A 19,272-nucleotide genomic window follows, 5' to 3' on the forward strand; every position below is an offset into this window, starting at 1 on the left:
AGTCAGCCGGCCGGGGAACGGCGGTTTTCCTGCGCTTCCGGCCCTCGCATACCTCGATGTAGGCTGCGTTCAGGTGATCGAAGCCACCGTTCTCGCCACCGCCTGACCCGAAAACTCGAGATACCCCAGACCTTTAACGGCTGCCTTACGGCTGCAGCTTCACCCCGACGAAGATGCTGTGGGCGGTGTAGTCGCGGCCCTCCAGGTTGCTGGTCTGTTTTTCAGTTCTGGCGCGGGTGGTCAGTCCGGCATACCGGTTCAGCCACCATGTCAGTCCGGCCTCGGCGCTCAGTATCAGATCATGGCCGTCGGACCCGACGTAGTCGCGCCAGCCCACGCCGAGAGCTGCGTTCCCGATCAGGTTGGCACGGATTTCCCGCTCGCCCGTCAGGAGGCCGGAGTAAAGGATGTCGCCGCTTTCGTCGGGGGTTGTCGTGCCCTCGACGGTCGTTTGTCCGATGAGGCCGATCGTGGTGCCGCGTTCCGGCGACCATCTGAGGTCGGCGTTCACCGTGGCACCCGAAATTGCCGGCAGCCGGTCGTCGTCGATCGCCTCCCGCAGCCAGCCGGCCGAGAATTCGCCGGCAAGCTTCTCGCCGAGGTCGAGCTCGGCGCCGGCCCGAACCCCAAGCCCCGTCGAGGATCGTTCGAAACCATTGGTGTCGACGCGCAAATCATAGACCCGGCGGCCGATTTCGACTTCGGTGAAGGGGGTGATAGCGGGGGAAATCTCGTAGCCGGTGCGCAAGGTGGCGGTATAGAGCGTCGAGTCACGGTCTTTCTGCGACAGCGTTCCGCCCGTCGAAAGCTTGGCGTCGCCGTAGATGTCGTGTTCGACTGCGCCGGTCAGGGCGAAGCGCATCTTGCCGGCATCCTTCTCGACCGCGAGGCTGCCGTTAATGCTCTGGCGCACCGGCTGCTCGACGGTGCCTTCGATGACGACCGGCGACGAAGCCGATTCCGGCGCCGCCTCGTAACCAAGGCTGGCGATAGCGCGCAGATCGTTGTCGAGGTCGACATTGAGCGTGCCGTCGACACGGCCCCGTGCCTCCTGAACCTCGTCGCCCGATATGGTCTTGAGAAAGATGCCATAGCCGTCGATGACAGCCGAATTCTCCCGCCAGTCGGAGATGGCATTGAAGCGCAGCGCCGTTTCGGACAGCAGGGCCGGTTTGCCTTCGGTGCTTGAATCGGCATTCGACGACGCCGTCAGGCCTTGCTCGAGCGTCGGCCTGATCACGAAGGAGCCGAGTTTGATGCCGGTGGCGGCGAACGGGTCGTCCTCGGCACTCTCGTCCTGACCTTCGATAGCTTCGGCGCGCTCGGCGCCCGGATCGAGCTGCTGCCTGTCGGCGGAATCAATGGTCACGGCACGGGGATTGGTGGCGTCCTGGTCAGTTTCGCCGGTGTCCGTGTCATCCGTCGTGGCTGCAGTCGCTGCGGCGGCCTCGGCGGCCAAGTCTTGATCGTCCGCGCGTTGCGTTGCGCTCGATGGCCGGCGCGGCGGGATTGGAGCGGGCGTGTCCGCAAACGCATCGTCGGTGGCTTCCAGCGGATCAAAAATGCTGCCGGTCGCGGGTGCCGTGTCGTCGTCCTGCACGGCGCCCGGGCTGGCCGGCTGATAGGTCGGCGCCGGTGTATTGCCCTGGATGGCTGCGTCGGCCCGTGCCGTCTGATCCTGGGCGCTGGCCATGCTCAATTGCCTGGTTTCGCGCTGCTGGTCGTCCAGAATCGCTGATTCCGAAACCTCGCCGCGCAGCTCGGCTACCTGGGCATAGGGCTGCGCAGGCCGCAGCAAGGCGAAGACGCTGGTCGCCAACAGCAAGGCGTAGACCGCCTTGCCGTTTCGCCTTCCTTTCTTTTCATGCTGGGCCCCGGACATTGCCACCACTGCTTGCGCGGCGCCCGCGCGCCATACTTACCGAACCGTAAATAGGGATGGTTAATGGAGGGTTGAGGCGGCGTTGGTTTAAAGCCCCGCTGGATGGCAATTCCGTTGGACAGGCGCGCAGCAAAGCGCTAATCGCATCAGCCATGCATGCGGGATCCCAAGACAAGAAGCGGTTCGACGGGCAAGCTTCGATCGCCTCGGCGCTCAGAACGGTAGCGACCGAGCAGGCCGGTGTCGCGGCGCTGGCGGCCGCGCTCGAAAACGGATTGACCGAACCGTTCGCGCGCGCCGTCGACATGGTGTCGCAGATCGAGGGCCGCGTCATCGTCACCGGCGTCGGCAAGAGCGGCCATATCGGCTCAAAGATCGCCGCGACGCTCGCCTCGACCGGCACGCCGGCTTTCTTCGTCCATCCTGCCGAAGCCAATCACGGCGACCTCGGCATGATCGCCAGGGACGATGCCATCATCGCCATGTCGTGGTCGGGCGAGAGCCGGGAACTCAAGGGCATCATCGCCTATTCCAGGCGCTTCTCGATTCCGCTGATCGCGGTCACCGCCGGAGAGCGATCGGCGCTGGCGCGCGCGGCCGATGTGGTGCTTTTGCTGCCGCGTGCGCCGGAAGCCTGCCCGCATGGCCTGGCGCCGACGACATCGACGCTGCTGCAACTGGTGATCGGCGATGCGCTGGCCATCGCGTTGCTCGAAGCGCGCGGCTTCACGCCGGATCATTTCCGCACCTTCCATCCCGGCGGGCAACTTGGCGCCAATCTGACGCAGATCCGCGACATCATGCATGTCGGCGACAGGCTGCCGCTGGTGCCTTCCGGCACCGGAATGCACGAAGCGATCCTCGAATTGTCGCGCAAGGGGTTCGGCTGCGTGGCGATAACCGCTGCGGATGGTGCGCTGATCGGCATTATCACCGACGGCGACATCAGGCGCCACATCGGCAGCAACCTTTTGGCGATGAGCGTCGATCAGGTCATGACCAAGGAGCCGAAGACGGCCGGACCGGATACGCTGGTTGCGACGGCGCTGCAGACGATCAACAATTCGGCCATCTCCAGCCTGATGGTTGTCGAGGGCGGACGGCCGGTCGGACTTGTCCATCTGCACGATCTGCTGCGCATCGGCGCGGCCTGAGAGCCCGTTTGGAAACTCTACTCTGGCGGCCATCTGATGGCGTTTTCTGCGCTTCCGGTGCTCACGGACCAGCGCATGACCCCGGAAACCGATTTCGGTTTCCCGGAAAGGATCATGCGCAAATGCAAAGTGTTAGAGCGTCCTTTGCGCGTCCAATTGGACGCGCAGCGCTCTAATGTCCGCTGCGCGCCGGTTCTCGAAACCACCACCATATGACTCGCCAGAGCGAATTTCGAAACAGTCTCTGACAGAGGCTCAGGCCTGTTTGAAAAGTCGCCCCGCCGAGATCGGTGGGATCGGTCCTAAACCGCCTCGACCGTCAGTTCCAGATCGGTGTCGGCCGCGCCCGTCACGCGCACCTGTGTGCCGGCCGGCAGATCGGGGCCTGAGACGCGCCATAGCGTGTCGCCCAGCTTAATGCGGCCGCGCCCGTCCTTGATCGGCTCGGCAAGTGTCGCCTTCCTGCCGATCATCTGTTCGCCGCGGCGGTTGAGCAGTGGCTGGTCTGTCGGGTCGTGGCGTCCGCCCGCCAGTCTCTTGCCGACATAGGTTGAAACCAGCGACATCGCCAGGAAAGCGAGAACCTGGACCTGCCAGGTCCAGAAACCTGCGTCCCAGATGAGCAGGGAGACTGCACCGATCAGCAATGCGGCGATGCCGATCCACAGCATGAAGATGCCCGGTGCGACGACCTCCATTACGAGGAGAATGAAGCCGAGAACCATCCAGTTCCAGGGACCGAGTTCCGAAATGATGCGGTCAAACATGGGGTCGGCCTCAGCTCTCGCTCGGGCGAACTACGGGCGGGCGGGCGGCTTGCCGCGGCGTGCCGGCAGTGCCGTCGCCTCTGAAGACTTCCTTGGCGATCTCGCCGATACCGCCGAGCGTGCCGATGAGCGACGAAGCTTCCATCGGCATCAGCACAACCTTGCTGTTTGTGGCTGAGCCGATCCTGGTCAGCGCTTCGGTGTATTTCAGCGCGACGAAGTAGTTGAGCGCCTGCACGTCGCCCTTGGAGATCGCTTCCGACACCACCTGCGTGGCGCGGGCCTCGGCCTCGGCGGAGCGTTCGCGCGCCTCGGCGTCGCGGAAGGCGGCTTCCTTGCGGCCCTCGGCTTCCAGGATCTGCGACTGCTTGAGGCCTTCGGCGTCAAGGATCTGCGCGCGCTTGTTGCGTTCGGCCATCATCTGGCGACCCATCGATTCGACGAGATTGGCCGGCGGGTTGATGTCCTTGATCTCGACACGAGTGATCTTGATGCCCCAGGGATGCGCGGCCTCGTCGACGACGCGCAGCAGGCGTTCGTTGATGGCGTCGCGGTTCGACAAAAGCTCGTCGAGGTCCATCGAGCCCATCACGGTACGGATGTTGGTCATCGTCAGGTTGAGGATGGCGTTCTCCAGCCCAGCGACCTGGTAGGCGGCCTGCGCGGCGTTGAGCACCTGGTAGAAGGCGACGCCGTCGACGGCGACGGTGGCGTTGTCGCGGGTGATGATCTCCTGGGTCGGGACGTCGAGCACCTGCTCCATCATGTTCAACTTGGCGCCGATGCGGTCGACGAACGGCACGATGAGGTTAAGGCCGGGGCTCAATGTCTTGGTATAGCGGCCAAAGCGTTCGACGGTATAATTGTAGCCTTGCGGGATTGTCCGGATGCCTTTGAAAAGCACGAGCACGACAAGAGCGACAAGAACAAGAAGCGCGATATCGAAACCACTGAAATCCATTTGGCCCTCCCTCAGATGCCGAGCACATTAGAGCGACGCGCGTCCACTGGACGCACAAAGTACGCTCTAACTTTTATACCTGCGCATCGTGCTTTCCGAAAATCGATTCCGATTTTCCGCCGATGCGGTAGACGTTTCAACGCAACCGACTTCACCAAACACTTAAGTGTGTTTCAGAAATGTTACAATCGGGTGATCGCGAATTGTCGGCGTATGGGCGGCTGGGCTAGCGGCGCTCGATTATGTCCGCTTCAAATCCAGCCCGACAGTTCGCGCCGCACCATCGCCTCGATCACCGCCATGCCCTCGGCACTGTCGTTGAGGCACGGGATGTGTGCGAACTTTTCGCCGCCTGCGTGATGGAAGGTCTCGGCCGCCTCTCTGCCGATCTCGTCCAGCGTCTCGATACAGTCGACAGAAAAGCCCGGATTGACGATGGCGATCGATTTCACGCCTTCTCCGACTAATTTCTCGACCGTCTTGTCGGTGTAGGGCTGCAGCCATTCCTGAGCACCGAAGCGCGACTGGAATGTGGTGATCAGCCTCTTCTCATCCCAGCCGAGCTTTTCCCGCAGCAGCCGGGTCGTCTCCAGGCAATGGGCCTGATAGGGGTCACCCTTGTCGGAATAGGGTTTCGGAATGCCGTGATAGGAGGCGATGACCACCTCCGGCTCGAAATCGAGCGTCGCCAGATGGCGCTCGATTGAACGGGCAAGCGCCTCGACATAAACCGGTTCGGCATAGTAGGGCGGCACGCTGCGGATCGCCGGGGCGCGGCGCATCTTCATCAGCGCGCGAAACAGCTGGTCGTTGGCGGTCGCGGTCGTGGTCGCGGAATATTGCGGATAGAGCGGAAAAGACAGAATGCGGTCGCAGCCTTGCGCGACCAACCCTTTGGCGACGCTCTCGGTCGACGGATTGCCGTAACGCATCGCCCAGTCGACGATAACGTCGGGCAGGTCGCGCACCGCCTCGGTCAGCTTTTCGCTCTGGGCGCGGGTGTAGGTGCGCAGCGGCGATTCATCGCGCTGCCGGTTCCAGATCCTGGCATAGTTCGCGCCCGACTTCTTCGGCCGTGTGGTGAGAACCAGCCCGTAGAGGATCGGGTACCAGATCGCCTTGTTGAGCTCGATGACGCGCGGATCGGACAGGAATTCCCTGAGGTAGCGCCACATCGGCCTAAACTCGGTGCCGTCGGGCGTGCCGAGATTAACCAGCATGACGCCGATCCTGCCCGCCCCGACCGGCGGCTGTCCTGCCGGCTGCGGGCCGAGGCCCTTCGCCGCCGCGGCCTTGGGATCGACAGGGTTGGAAAGCGTCATTAGGGATCTCCGGACACCGCGCGAAACTAGCGATGCTGCGCCGGTTTTCAATGCAGCGTCTGGCCGCACCCTATCTTACCCTAAAAGCGCGTCGCATTTGACCCGCCTCACGCGACGCGCTTTAGGTTGTTGTTTTATGCATGTCGTTATCGCAAAACCGCTGCACACTTTTGCGCGACATGCATTAGGGGCGAAAGCAGAAAACCCGCCCGGTTACCCGCACGGGTTTTCCAGCAATGACGGAAGAATTTAGTTTGCGGCCGGGATGGTCAAGGTTGCGCCGACGGGAAGGCGGCGCGGCTCGTAGTCCTTGTTGGCGTCGGAGATCGTTTTCCACTTGGCGCCATCGCCATAGGCCTTCTCCGCCAGGTCCCAATAGGTATCGCCGGCAACGATCACATGGCTGCTTTCGGTCGGTGTTGCCTCGGCCGGCTTTGCCGGCTCGGCAGGCGCAGCCTCGGCTGGTTTGGCCGATTCCGCCGCAGGAGCCGGTGCCGCGGGCGCCGTCTCGGTCGGTTTAGCCGGCTCGGCAGGTGCCGGCGCTGCCGGGGCGGGTTCCGCCGGGACGGCTGGCGGCGTCGTGGCGATATCGTCCGAACCAGCCGGCGGTTCGGGCATCGCCGGCTCCGCAGTTGCGGCTGGAGCCGTTTCTGCCGGCTTTGCCGGTTCCGCCGCGGCGGCAGCCGCGATCTCGGTGATGCGGCCATCGAGCTTCGGCGCATAGGGCCGATGCGCGCCGAGATAATCGGCGACCACCTGTTCGAGGCCCGGACCGTAATCGTAGGCGTTCTTGGCCTTGTCGGCGAATACGTCGTAGCCATCGCCGCCCTGGCGCACAAAGTTGTTGGTGGCGACCAGGTAATCCTTATCCGGATTGATCGGCGTCCACGCGCCGCCTTGCATGACTTCGACCGACTTGACGCGCCCGGCATTCGGGGCGGCCGATTTGTCGAATGAATACTTCAGGCCGGCAACCTGCGGGAAGCGTCCGGCGCCGTCCTCGATCTGGCTGAGACCGTTCTCTAGCCCGGCAACCAGATCCTTGCCGGAAATCTGGAAGGTCGCCACTGTGTTCTGGAATGGCAGCACGTTCAGCACCTCGCCCATGGTGACGGTGCCCTGGTCGATCGAAGCGCGCAGACCGCCGCCGTTCGTGATGACGATCTCGACACCCTGGTCCTTGACACGGTCGAGGACGGCATCGGAGACAAGATTGCCCATCTCGCACTCGCGGGTGCGGCAGTTCTCACGGCTGCCGTCGATCGCCTTTGTGGTTTCGGCGACCTCCTGGTTCTTCAACGCCTCGATCGGCGCGCCAAGCTCCTTGACGCGGGCAAGCACGGCGGGATCCGGCGTGATCGACTTGTCGAGGTAGATCGGGTCGCCGCTGGCTTGCTTGACGACGCCGTTATCGTCAAACACGACCTTGAACTCGCCGAGATATTTCGAAAAGGACGCCGCCTGGACGACCGGCACCTTGTAGCCGTCCGGATTGTCGACCATCGTCGGGTAGGGGCCTTCAGCCTTGGGGTCGGTGTTGGACAGCAGCGAATGGCTGTGGCCGCCGACCACCACGTCGACACCCGGGATCTTGGCGACGACGTCGCGCTCTCGCTTGTAGCCGATATGGGTGACCGCGATGATTTTGTTGACGCCTTCTCCCTTCAGCTTCTCGACCTCTGATGTGATCGACTTGACGTCGTCCTCGATCGTGACGTTAGGGCCTGGCGAAGTGAGTTCCGGCGTGTCGTTGGTGACCGCGCCGACGACGCCGATCTTCTGGCCGCCGACCTCGATCACGATCGACGGTTTCACGCGGTCACCGAGCTTGGATTGCGCGTTGGCCTTCACGTTGGCGCCGAGCACCGGAAACTTGATCATGTCCAAAAACGGCGCCAGTGCCGCCTCGCCGTCGTCGAACTCGTGATTGCCGACCGCCATGGCGTCGAATTTCATCTGGTTGAGGAATTCGCCTTCGGTCTTGCCCTTGTAGGTGATGTAGAAAAGCGATCCCTGGAAATTGTCGCCGGCGCTGAGCAGCAGCACGTTCTGGCCCTCGAGTTTCTTGCGCTCCTGGGCGATCGCCGTGATCAGCCGCGCCGCGCCGCCGATGCACTCGCCCTTGGTCTCCTCTTCGGCCGAGCAGGTCGATTCATATTTGTTGTTGCTTTCGATGCGGCTGTGCCAGTCGTTGATGTGCAGGATGTTCAGCGTGTAGTCGGCAAAGGACACGCCGGCCGACAGGCCAAGCGTAGACGCCGACAGGGCGGCAATGGCGGCGATCTTCTTCATCTTCGTCTCCCGGATGACCTGTTTAACGCCCTTGCTTGACTGGAACATAACAGCCAGCCTTTTGCCCATGTTCACATCGCGTTTTAGGTGATGCAAGCGGAAACGGGGACAGCTTTGCCGGCGCAAAAAAGATGGCGGCTTGAAGCCGCCGTCCTTGCGAAGCAGTTCAGAATGGGCTCAGGTGCGTCGCGTCAGCACGAAGTTCTGCCCGCTCGCGCTGGTGCAATTAAGCTGCGAGGTGGAGATCAACAAGCAGTTGAAGCTGATCGGCGTCTGGCGGATCAGCGAAGTGCCCTGGATCTCGACCGAGGTGCCGCCGGTCATGGTGTAGCTGCCGTCGGCAAGTTTCTGGCCGGTGTCGGTCGCGACGGTGTTGAAGCTGCCGCCGGCGAAGGTCGACAGGCCCGTGCCTTGCGCGTCGATCCATGAGCCTTCGACCGGGCTCCGCGTGGCCAAAGGCGGCCCGCCTGGACCGGCGGTGGTGCACGCCGCCAAGGCGGCAGAGGCCGCGACAATGCCGGCCGAAAGCAATTTGCGCGCAATCGTCATCATCAAAATCCTCTCCTCTCGCATCGGCCCGAAAATCGATCCGATTTTTCGGAAAGCACGATGCGTACATTTCAAGCGCTGGAGCGCACTTTGTGCGTCCAAATGGACGCACGTCGCTCTGGCCCACCTTCCTTCAATCGCCCGATTTCCAGGCGATTGCAAGGCAGTGAGACATTGCTATCGAACGAGGATATTGCACTATCGAACGAGGATGTTGCGGAATTGCCATGGGTCGTTCTTGTCGAGGTCTTCCGGGAACAGACCAGGGCGGTTATCGAGCGGCGTCCAATCGGTGTAGTAGCCCTTGATCGGCCCGAGATAGGGGGACTGCACTTCCAGGCAGCGCTTGTAGTCCATCTCGTCGGCCTCGACGATGCCGGCCTCGGGATTTTCCAGCGCCCAGACCATGCCCGCCAGCACTGCCGACGTGACCTGCATGCCCGTCGCGTTCTGATAAGGCGCCAGCTTGCGTGCTTCCGTCAGCGACAGTTGCGAGCCGTACCAATAGGCGTTCTTGTCGTGTCCGTAGAGCAGCACGCCGAGTTCGTCGACACCGTCGACCAGTTCGTTCTCATCGAGCACGTGATGCACGGATTGCGGCTTGCCGGCGGCACCGAACATCTCGTGCAGCGACAGTATGGCGTCGTTGCAGGGGTGGTAGGCGTAGTGGCAGGTGGGGCGATATTGAACCTTGCCCTTCTTGCCGCGCAGGGTGAAGAAGTCGGCGATCGAAATCGACTCGTTGTGCGTCACCAGGAATCCGTATTGCGGTCCGGGCGTCGGGCACCAGCTGCGCACACGCGTGTTGGCGCCCGGCTGCTCCAGGTAGATCGCGGCCTTCGAGCCATGCTTGTGCTCCTTGGCGTTCTTCGGCATCCACTTCTCATGCGTGCCCCAGCCGAGCTCTGCCGGCTGCAGGCCTTCCGAGATGAAGCCTTCGACCGACCAGGTGTTCCAGAACACCTCCATCGGCTTCGGCTTCTTGGTGCGCTGTGTGTCGCGCTCGGCGATGTGAATGCCCTTGACGCCGGCCTTCTTCATCAGCCTGGCCCAGCCTTCGCGATCGTGCTGCGCTGGCTCCGAGAACTCGAGGCCAAGATCGGTGGCGAGGCTGACCAGCGCCTGTTTGACGAACCACGAGACCATGCCTGGATTGGCGCCGCAGGTGGATATTGCGGTCGCCCCGCCGGGATGCGCGTGCTTTTCTTCGATCATGGATTCACGCAGCGCGTAGTTGCTGCGGCTGGCATTGTCGGCCTTGGGGTCGAAATAGAAGCCGAGCCATGGCTCGACGACGGTATCGATGTAGAGCACACCAAGCTCGCGACAGAGCCGCATCAAATCCACTGAGCCGGTGTCGACCGACAGGTTGACGCAAAAGCCCTGGCCGCCACCTTTGGTCAGCAGCGGCGTCAGCAGCTTCTTATAGTTCTTCTTGGTCACCGCATCCTGCATGAAGGTGATATCGCGCTCGTCGAGCAACTTGCGGTCGGTATCGCGTGGGTCGATGACCGTCATGCGCGACTTGTCGAACTTGAAATGGCGCTCGATCAGCGGCAGCGTTCCCCGTCCGATCGAGCCGAAGCCGATCATCACGACAGGGCCGGTGATCTCACCGTAAACGGGCCAGTTTTCATTCGCCATTTTATTGATTACTCCCTCAGATAGGCTGAAAAGCCGGGCAAACAGACGCAAAGCGGAGCATTTTTTTGCCCGACCGCCACGCGCTACAACCACAGATCATTGTCATAAACCAGCGAAAAGCCGCGAGCTACGCCGCATTCGTCATGTGGTTAAGAACGACGACCAGTCGCTGACGGTCGGCGGTCATTCCCCGTGATCGAGTTGGCCTTGTGGTCGAGTTGGGCGAAGTCGAGCGCCAGCAATGGCGCGGAAAAGATGCGGCGAGTGTTGCCCGGTCGGGCGCCAACCCGTTCAGCGGATTTTCGCCCTCGGTGCAGCTGTGGACGCCCGAACCAAAACGACTTGCCGAGCGTCGTCGCAATGCTCTCGCGACCGATCTATTTGCGGCGTGCTCTACGAACGCTACCTGTCCTTCCGACCGCCGTCCGGACCGGCGGGCTGGCGATGGGATGTCAACGTCACCGTCTTTACCGCGATGTCCGCGATCCTGCTGATAGGCCTGGCCGCGATTTTAGGATAGCGCCAGCGCCCCACGACACCAGCCGGTCGAGTGCGATATCCGCCGAACTCGTCAGAGCAGGGTCGACTTGCGGGCGCGCCGAGAAACCGGTGAGACGGAAGGCGGGCGTCTCATCGATGCGCGCAGGCCTTGCAGAGACCCGAAAGCTCCACCATGGCCGACTTGGTTCGCAAGCCCTGCCGTCGGGCAATCCGGCGCAGCACCCGCTCCAATGCTGGGTCATGAACTTCACTTGCCCGCCCGCAATTCGCGCAGATTGCAAAAGCGGCGCGCCCATGGGTGCCGCATTCGCTGTGGAGGCAGAGCGCAAACGCACTCAGGCTCTCGATTCTGTGAACCAGGCCCTCCTCGATGAGCCGATCCAGAGCGCGATAGATCTGTAGCGGTGAGCGGAGCCCTTCCTGGCGAAGAAGTTCAAGCAGTTCGTAGGCCCCTATCGGCCTCTCGGAGCGCGTCAACGCGTCGAGTATCAACTGCTGGTTGCATCCAAAGCATCCACTGTCCCTCGTGTTCCAGGCAGTTTTGAGCACAACGGTGATCGTTAGTTATAATATAACGTTTTCGATTGACGAACGTGATAACATAACATAACGGATCGTCAACAGCTGGGCTGACCTTGATGGCTCCCGCGGAGATGGATCGAATGGCTGCCTGTGTGATCTTTCAAGACCTGACGCTGGGCTACAACAGCCGTCCCGCCGTGCATCACCTCGATGGGATCGTCCGGCCCGGCGATCATCTCGGCGGGCACGATCTACGTTTCTTCCATCTCTGCCGGGACGCGCGGCTGCTCGCCACGCGTCCGGCACATCTCCCACAGAACCGCTTGAACAAAGGAGTTGATCGAATGTCCAGGACGCTGAAGCTCGCCGCCGTGATGGGCGTCATAACATCGTTGCCAATCATCCCGTCGGTGGCCGCGGCCGAGAACCTCAAGGTTGTCGCCAGTTTCTCGGTCATTGCCGATTTCGCCAAGAATGTCGGCGGTGACCGTGTCGACATCATCACGCTGGTCGGCCCGAATGGTGACGCCCATGTCTACGAACCGAAGCCGGCCGACGCGGCCACCGTCGGTTCTGCCGACGTGGTGCTGGTCAACGGCCTCCAGTTCGAGGGCTTCCTCCAGCGTCTCGTCAAAGCGAGCGCGACGAAAGCGCCGGTCGTGGAATTGACCAAAGGCGGCGAGGTGTTGCGCAACACCGAGGAAGAAGGTCACCACGATCAGGATAAAGCCGCCAAGGGCGAGGCAGGGCACGCCGCGGAGGCGAAAGAGGGCCATGAGGAAGGGCACCATCATCACGGCGAGTCCGATCCCCATGCATGGCAGTCGGTGCACAATGCCGAACTCTACGTGAAGAACATCGCCGATGCCTTCTGTGCCGCCGATGCGGCCGGCTGTGACACTTATCGGGCCAATGCCGAATCATACGGCCAGCAGCTCGAGGCACTGGAAGAGGAGATCAAGGCTGCTGTAGCTGAGATCCCCGAGGACAAGCGCACGATCATCACTTCCCACGACGCCTATGGGTATTTCGAGCACGAATACGGCATAAAATTCCTCGCACCGGAGGGCGTCTCCACCGAATCTGAGGCCTCAGCCTCCGACGTCGCGGCCCTCATCAAACAGATCAGGCAAGACAAGGCTTCGGCAATCTTCGTTGAAAACGTCACCAACCCCCGCCTGATCGAGCAGATCGCCAGCGAGACGGGTCTGAAAATCGGCGGTGAACTCTACTCCGACGCCCTGTCGGACGAGAACGGTCCGGCCGCGACCTATCTCGAGATGATGCGGCACAACATCACGGCGATCAAAGGCGCGATCCTCGGAAGCTGATCGTCGCGCCACGACGGAAAGGCGGAGCAATCCGCCGTTTCGTCGACCGCAATCAGTTATGTAATAACATCAAGGAGAATACCGTGAGGACAAATTGGGCGTCAGCCACGGCCATCGCGCTGCTTCTGTCTCTATCTGCAAGTGCGGGCCATGCCGAGGAGGTAACCGCCTGGCGCCTCTTCATCTCGGATCACGCGGATCCAAAGGTGACCGTAATCGATGCGGTCGATGGCGGAAAGCTCGACACATTCCAGATTAAAGGGCCGGCGTCGCTCCATCGCAGCGAAAGCGGCCGGACTGTGTTCGCCGTGCAGGGCGCGGCCGGCGTCGTTACCGGGATCGCGAGCGGCATTTCCTTCGACGACCACGGCGAACACGGCGACATCGACGTTGAAGCGCCAAAACTCGCCGGCGTCGAGATCACAGGCAAGAAGCCGTCGCATTTCGTCGAGCATGACGGAGACTTCGCCGCTTTTTTCGACGGCGAAGGTGTCGCCCGTATCATCTCCGAAAAGGTCGTCCTGGAAGGCAAATCGGATTTCAGGGAAGTGAAGACGGACGCGCCGCAGCACGGCGTCGCAGTCGCCTATGGCTCCCATGTCATCCTGTCGGAGCCGAACAGGGAAAAGCCGGATGAACTCCCGGTCGGCATCAGGGTCGCTGACGAAGCCGGCGCGCCGATCGGCGGCATCCACGCCTGCCCCGACCTCCACGGCGAGGCGTCTTCCGGCAATATCCTGGCTTTCGCCTGCGCGACCGGCCTGCTTGTCGTCGGCCATCGCGACGGCACCCCCGCGATCCGTCATTTGCCCTATGCAGACAGCCTTCCGGACGGCAAAACGACGACGCTGATCGGCGGCAGGGGCCTGCAATATTTCCTCGGCAACTACGGCGCCGACAAGGTGGTGCTGATCGATCCGACGGTCGAAAGCGACGCATTCCGGCTGATCAGCCTTCCGACGCGCCGCGTGCATTTCGCGATCGATCCTGTTCGTCCCAAGTTCGCTTACGTTTTCACTGAGGACGGCCAGCTTCACCAGCTCGACGTGGTCAAGGGGGAGATCGCAAACTCGCTCAAGCTGACCGATCCCTATTCGATGGACGGTCACTGGAGCGAGCCGAGGCCGCGCGTCGCTGTCGCCGGCGACAGGATCGTGGTCACCGATCCTTTGAAAGGCGTGCTGCGTCTCGTTGACGCGACGTCGTTCGAGAAAACCGGCGACATTGCTGTCGAAGGCAAACCCTTCAACATCGTCTCCGTCGGCGGCTCCGGTCAGACCCACGAAGGCGAATAGTCGCTCCTCCCAAGCGGCTGCCGCGCGTCCGGCCCATTCTTTCTCGGGCCGGACGCATCTTCTCCAGCTCGCAAGGGGAAAACCATGCTTGAGACACAGCCATGGGCGTGACGCCTGGTGCCTTTTCGGTGCGTTTCAGCCCAGCCGCGCCGGGATCAATCCGCGCAGGGAATTGCCAACGAACAGCGCTTTGGCCGACTTCAGATCATCCAAGCTGTAGATTGCCTCGCGGGCGCGGCCTTCGTCCAGCAATTCGCCGCGCAATACGCCCGGCAGCAGGCCGCAATCGAGCCGCGGCGTTGCCAGCGCGCCGTCGCCGAAATCGGCAAAGAGATTGGTGATCGTGCCCTCACAGATTTCGCCACGCTCATTGGCCAGCAGCACCTCGTCGGCCCGGCTGATCAGATACTCGGCTCGCGCCCGCTGATAGGTGTCCCGGCGACTCGTCTTGTGGCGCAGCAGGGTGTCGTTTGAATCGAGCCGCACCCGCGCCAGTTGCAGCCTCCACACTTTGTCGGCTGCATGCGGCTCATAAGGCAGCGCCGAGACCGTCACCTTGCCGCTGCGCGACAGGACGAGGCGTGTGCGCAAGGCTATGTCCGGCCGGTCGACGGCGTTCTTGAGCATCTCGCCGACCTTCTGCGGATCGCAGGCAAAACCCAGTTCGGCTGCCGAGCCATAAAGGCGTGCCAAATGGCGGTCGAAACGGAGGAAGCCCTGGCCCGGCTGCCAGCGCATGGTTTCGATCAGCTCGAAATCGGCGGTGTTCCCGTCGCGTAGCGCGCTTTCAGCAGGCACTCTTGATACTCCTCCTCGGCCGTCGAATCGAAGACGACGCCACCACCGATATTGTAGACGGCTTCGCCACTGGAAAAGAGCGATATGGTGCGGATCGCAACCGAAAAGCGCATCCTGCCGCCGGGCGCGATCCAGCCGATGGCGCCGCAATAGACATCGCGCGGTGTGGCTTCCAGATCGTGCAGGATTTCCATGGCGCGGATTTTTGGGGCGCCGGTGATCGATCCGCATGGAAACAGCGCAGCGAAGATCTGGCGGATGGTGAGGTCGGGCAAGAGCTTGGCCCGCACACGGCTCACCATCTGGTGGACGGTCGGGTAGCTCTCGATGCGGAAAAGCTCCGGCACCTCCAGCGTGCCGACCTCGCTGATCAGCGAGATGTCGTTGCGCAGGAGATCGACGATCATCCGGTTCTCAGCCTGGTTCTTCTCGTCATTGAGCAAGAACGCCTTCAGCCGCTTGTCCTCCGCCTTGGTCGCGCCGCGCGGGGCGGTGCCTTTCATCGGATGGGTTTCGATGATGCCTTCGGCGTCGACCTCGAAGAACAGTTCCGGCGAACGCGACAAAACAACCGGATCGCCGAGCGCGATCAGCGCGCCGTATTTTACCGGCTGGCGCTCGGTCAGCGCGTCGAAGGCGGCCAGCGGATCGCCCGACCACTGCGCATGCACCGGAAAGGTCAGATTGCCCTGGTAGCAATCGCCCTTTCGAATGTGATTGTGGAGCCGCGCAAAGCGTTTTGCGTAGTCTTCTGAAGACCAGGCAGCCCTCGCGTCGAAGATCGGACCGTTGGTCGCTGGCGCGTTGCTGGGCACGACCGCCTGTTCGACAGGCGCGTCGAAGACCCCCAGGCAGACAAGCGGGGCGCGGCGTCCGCCCGGCAGCAGCGGAACGAGCTTCGGTTCGAGCAGGTAGCCGGCCTCGTAGGAGAAATAGCCGGCCAGCCATTTGCCGGCGTCATGCGCGGCCTGCGCAATTTCCAGCGCCGGCAGGAAATCCTCCGCCTCGTGCGCCACGATGATGCCGGCCGGGCCGTCGAAAACGAGCTGATGGGCGCGCTCGTCATTCCGGAAAATTGCAGAGGGCAGGGACATGGGACTCGGATGCTGCGGTCGATGACGCCAGCTATCGCTCTATATGGGGGCTCGATCGCGCGCAATCGAGAGCGCGGCGTCTCAGGACGCAAAGGCAGCCTTGGTGCAAAAGCAAACTGGCGGCACCTCAAGGCGCCGCCAGTGCTCGATGCTGGCAGGCAATTCAGGTGTTGCTCGCGGTCCCCGCGGTCGGGAAGCGGCGCGCGAATTCCTTCTCGTCGCCGGCGGCAAGCAGTTTCGCCTGCTCGATCCAGCGCTCACGCTCGATGCGGCCGTCGAACTGGAGAACGTCTTCGATCCGCTTGATATCCGCCGCCGTCCAGGCGGCGATCTGAGCGTAGGTTCTAACCCCCAGGCCGTGCAGCTTCCGCTCGTTGACCGGGCCGATGCCGATCAAGCGACGCAGACTGTCGGTCTTATCAGCTGCTGCCGCCGCTGTTGCCGTGCCGGCGGTAGCCTTCTTTGCCGCCGGCGCAGCCTTCCTGGCTGTGGCGCTCGTTTCCGACGCGGCCGCTTTCGACGCACTGGCTTTTGGCGCGGCTGCCGCCTTGGCGGCCGCCGGTTTCTTGGACGCGGTCTTGGCCGGCGCGGTCTTTGCTGGCGCGGACTTGGCCGGCGTGGGCTTGGCCGGCGCGGATGTCGACATCAATGCCGACGGTGCCGGGATTGCTGCCTTTGTCGCGCCGGTCTTGGCGCCTTGTGCCTCGGCCAACTGGCGCTCCAGGTCGGCGCGGGCGCCGCGGCATACTTCCAGCTCGCCGGTCAGGCGGTCGGCGTCGGCGCGCAGCCTGTCGCGCTCGCTGCGCGTGCGGTCCATGTCACCGCGCAGGCTGTCGAGCTCGCCACGCAGGCGTCCCCAGATGAACCAGCCAACCAACACACCTACCAGGAACGCCAGGAGCATGTAGAAAAAAGTGCCCATTGTCTCTCTCTCCAGTCCGATCCATCTGCCACGGCCTGGAGTGGTGACCTTGGCACAAGGACCATTCAATGGTGGCTCCGCTGTTCGCGGAACAGCCGGCTTAGATCGAGCTGTCGGCGACCGGCTTTTCCTGCCATGGCCAACGGCCGCTGTCGCACTCGCCGAAGCGCCGTGACCGGCGGAAGATTTTTTCCTGGCCTGAGCCCCGCGCCCGACTGAGCTTGAGGCGGGACGCTATCATACAGCTTCCGGAAAGCTACCGGAAAAATTCCACGGAGAGTTATTTAAGAACAGATATTTAGAGCAAGAATAGAACGGCCTCAATATGCATTGCGGCTAAACTGTTCTGTCAGCCCCGGATGGTCAGCGCTGTGCGTCAATTGTCCAAAGCTTCGAGCTCGTCGATCAGCCCGCCGATCACGCCAAGTCCGATCTGCCAGAAGGCAGGGTCGGTGGCGTCAAGACCGAAGGGTGCCAGGAGCTCGGAATGATGCTTGGTGCCGCCGGCGCGCAGCATGGCAAAATATTTCTCCTGAAAGCCACGCTCCGCATTTTGATAGACCGCATAGAGCGAATTCACCAGGCAGTCGCCGAAAGCATAGGCGTAGACGTAGAAGGGCGAATGGATGAAGTGTGGAATATAGGTCCAGAAGACCTCGTAACCATCGCGCAGCTTGATCGCCGGCCCGAGGCTTTCCGCCTGCACTTCCAGCCAGAACTGGCCGAGCCTGTCGGATGTCAGTTCGCCGTTCTTGCGCTCGGCATGCACCTTGCGCTCGAACTCGTAGAAAGCGATCTGGCGCACGACCGTGTTGATCATGTCCTCGACCTTCTGGGCGAGCATGGCCTTGCGCTCGCGCTTGTCCGTGGTCTGGTCCAGCAGCGAGCGGAAGGTCAGCATCTCGCCGAACACGGATGCCGTCTCGGCCAGCGTCAGCGGCGTCGAAGCCATCAGCGCGCCCTGGCCTGCGGCCAGCACCTGATGCACGCCATGGCCAAGCTCATGCGCCAGCGTCATCACGTCGCGCGGCTTGCCCATGTAGTTGAGCAGAACATAGGGATGCGCCGACGGCACGGTCGGATGCGCGAAGGCGCCCGGCGACTTGCCCGGCCTGACCGGCGCGTCGATCCAGTTGCGGTCGAAGAAAACCCGGGCGATCTCCGCCATGTCAGGTGAAAAGCGCTGATAGGCGGAAAGCACGGTGTTCTTGGCCTCGTCCCAGCCGATGATCGCTTGCGGGGTCTCTGGCAACGGCGCGTTGCGATCCCAGTGGTTCATCATCTCCATGCCGAGCCAGCGCGCCTTCATCGCGTAGTAGCGGTGCGACAGGCGCGGATAGGCGTCGCGAACGGCTGAGGCCAGCGCATCCACCACGCTGCGCTCGACGCGGTTGGCGAGATGGCGCGAATCGGCGATGTCCTCGAAGCCGCGCCAGCGGTCGGAAATCTCCTTGTCCTTGGCCAGTGTGTTGGTGACCAGCGTGAACGTGCGCAGATTCTTGCGGAAGGTTGCGGCCAGCGCTTCAGAGGCCCGGCGGCGCACCTCGCCATCGGCGTGCTGGAGGCGGTTCAGCGCCGGCTCCAGGGTAAGCTCCTCGCCATCGATGTCGAAGCGCAGATCAGTCATCGTCTCGTCGAACAGGCGGTTCCAGGCGCCGCGTCCGGTAATCGACTTCTCGTGGAAAAGCTGCTCGACCCGATCCTCGAGCTGATAGGGCTTGTCCATGCGCAGATCGAGCACCCACGGCCGGTAGTGAGCGAAGGCGGGATCGGCAGCGAGCGCGGTTTCGATCGCGGCATCATCGATGAGATTCAGTTCGAGCGCGAAAAACAGAAGATGCGCGCTGGCGTCGGTCATCTTCTCCTGAATGTCACCATAGAGCTTGGCGCGCTGCGGATCCGCGGTGTTGCCGGCATAGATCAGTCCGGCATAGGAGACGATCCGGCCGATCAGTTCCTCCAGCGCCTCATAGGCGGCAAGCGCCTCGCCCAGCCTGCCGCTGTCGGCACGCTCCGCCTCGGCGGCGAGCGTGCCTTTCCAGCGGCTCTCGAAGCTGATGGCATCGGCCGCCGCCCTGGCGATGTCGCGCTTCAGCTCGGGGGCGTCCATGCCAGAATAGAGATCGGCGAGATCCCATTCCGGCAGATTGCCAAGCTCCGCCGCGCCCTGACCGGATGCCGCCGCCGCAAGCTGCCGACCAAAAACCATGCGCATTGCCGATACTTTCCAGATTGCAG

At 62.6% G+C, this 19,272-nt stretch carries 16 protein-coding genes; 4 read left to right on the plus strand and 12 right to left on the minus strand.

Annotation, left to right across the window (positions count from 1 at the left end; genetic code table 11):
- Positions 1-145: 145 nt before the first annotated feature.
- A complete protein-coding gene (locus AC0L3N_RS20890; protein WP_473549319.1) occupies positions 146-1,882 on the minus strand; it encodes an outer membrane beta-barrel protein in 1,737 nt (578 codons plus the stop codon).
- 152 nt (positions 1,883-2,034) lie between these two features.
- Here AC0L3N_RS20890 and AC0L3N_RS20895 point away from each other — a divergent pair, with 152 nt between their 5' ends.
- Together AC0L3N_RS20895 and AC0L3N_RS20900 are read left to right on the plus strand one after the other, a co-directional pair.
- A complete protein-coding gene (locus AC0L3N_RS20895; RefSeq protein ID WP_473549320.1) occupies positions 2,035-3,036 on the plus strand; it encodes a KpsF/GutQ family sugar-phosphate isomerase in 1,002 nt (333 codons plus the stop codon).
- 36 nt (positions 3,037-3,072) lie between these two features.
- Positions 3,073-3,252: a hypothetical protein gene (locus tag AC0L3N_RS20900; protein ID WP_254027029.1), complete on the plus strand. Its 180-nt coding sequence runs from the start codon at positions 3,073-3,075 to the stop codon at positions 3,250-3,252.
- 86 nt (positions 3,253-3,338) lie between these two features.
- Here the strand turns inward: AC0L3N_RS20900 and AC0L3N_RS20905 are convergent, their stop codons facing one another.
- The 7 genes from AC0L3N_RS20905 to AC0L3N_RS20935 all read right to left on the minus strand — a co-directional run bounded on the left by AC0L3N_RS20905 (position 3,339) and on the right by AC0L3N_RS20935 (position 11,621).
- Positions 3,339-3,803, minus strand: coding sequence for an NfeD family protein (locus tag AC0L3N_RS20905; protein ID WP_123149657.1), 465 nt, complete (start codon positions 3,801-3,803; stop codon positions 3,339-3,341).
- A 10-nt stretch (positions 3,804-3,813) separates the two neighbouring features.
- Positions 3,814-4,764 carry an SPFH domain-containing protein gene (locus tag AC0L3N_RS20910; RefSeq protein WP_123149656.1) on the minus strand — a complete coding sequence of 317 codons (951 nt, stop codon included), beginning with the start codon at positions 4,762-4,764 and terminating at the stop codon, positions 3,814-3,816.
- 251 nt (positions 4,765-5,015) lie between these two features.
- A complete protein-coding gene (gene hemH / locus AC0L3N_RS20915; RefSeq protein WP_473549321.1) occupies positions 5,016-6,086 on the minus strand; it encodes a ferrochelatase in 1,071 nt (356 codons plus the stop codon).
- A gap of 249 nt (positions 6,087-6,335) precedes the next feature.
- Positions 6,336-8,378, minus strand: coding sequence for a 5'-nucleotidase C-terminal domain-containing protein (locus AC0L3N_RS20920; RefSeq protein WP_473549322.1), 2,043 nt, complete (start codon positions 8,376-8,378; stop codon positions 6,336-6,338).
- Between the two features lie 177 nt (positions 8,379-8,555).
- Positions 8,556-8,927, minus strand: a complete 372-nt coding sequence (omp10, locus tag AC0L3N_RS20925) for an outer membrane lipoprotein Omp10 (protein ID WP_473549391.1) — start codon at positions 8,925-8,927, stop codon at positions 8,556-8,558.
- Positions 8,928-9,125: 198 nt separating this feature from the next.
- Entirely contained in the window at positions 9,126-10,571 is a 1,446-nt protein-coding gene (locus AC0L3N_RS20930; RefSeq protein ID WP_473549323.1) for a homospermidine synthase, read from the minus strand.
- Between the two features lie 630 nt (positions 10,572-11,201).
- Entirely contained in the window at positions 11,202-11,621 is a 420-nt protein-coding gene (locus tag AC0L3N_RS20935; RefSeq protein WP_473549324.1) for a Fur family transcriptional regulator, read from the minus strand.
- A 317-nt stretch (positions 11,622-11,938) separates the two neighbouring features.
- Here AC0L3N_RS20935 and aztC point away from each other — a divergent pair, with 317 nt between their 5' ends.
- Positions 11,939-12,925 (plus strand): zinc ABC transporter substrate-binding protein AztC, encoded by a 987-nt coding sequence (gene aztC, locus AC0L3N_RS20940; protein WP_473549392.1) that lies wholly within the window; start codon positions 11,939-11,941, stop codon positions 12,923-12,925.
- A gap of 83 nt (positions 12,926-13,008) precedes the next feature.
- Positions 13,009-14,220, plus strand: coding sequence for a zinc metallochaperone AztD (aztD, locus tag AC0L3N_RS20945; RefSeq protein WP_473549325.1), 1,212 nt, complete (start codon positions 13,009-13,011; stop codon positions 14,218-14,220).
- Positions 14,221-14,355: 135 nt separating this feature from the next.
- On the opposite strand, the gene AC0L3N_RS20950 is transcribed toward aztD, so the two are convergent.
- The 4 genes from AC0L3N_RS20950 to AC0L3N_RS20965 all read right to left on the minus strand — a co-directional run bounded on the left by AC0L3N_RS20950 (position 14,356) and on the right by AC0L3N_RS20965 (position 19,249).
- Complete coding sequence (locus tag AC0L3N_RS20950) at positions 14,356-15,018, minus strand: aminotransferase class IV family protein (protein ID WP_473549326.1); 663 nt, start codon at positions 15,016-15,018, stop codon at positions 14,356-14,358.
- Positions 14,967-16,112, minus strand: coding sequence for an aminodeoxychorismate synthase component I (locus AC0L3N_RS20955; protein WP_473549327.1), 1,146 nt, complete (start codon positions 16,110-16,112; stop codon positions 14,967-14,969). The genes AC0L3N_RS20950 and AC0L3N_RS20955 overlap by 52 nt, the downstream gene beginning before the upstream one ends.
- A gap of 163 nt (positions 16,113-16,275) precedes the next feature.
- Positions 16,276-17,034 (minus strand): proton-conducting membrane transporter, encoded by a 759-nt coding sequence (locus AC0L3N_RS20960; protein ID WP_473549328.1) that lies wholly within the window; start codon positions 17,032-17,034, stop codon positions 16,276-16,278.
- 376 nt (positions 17,035-17,410) lie between these two features.
- A complete protein-coding gene (locus tag AC0L3N_RS20965) occupies positions 17,411-19,249 on the minus strand; it encodes a M3 family oligoendopeptidase (RefSeq protein WP_473549329.1) in 1,839 nt (612 codons plus the stop codon).
- Positions 19,250-19,272 lie beyond the last annotated feature (23 nt).

It is taken from the genome of Mesorhizobium sp. WSM4807 (genome assembly GCF_055811615.1).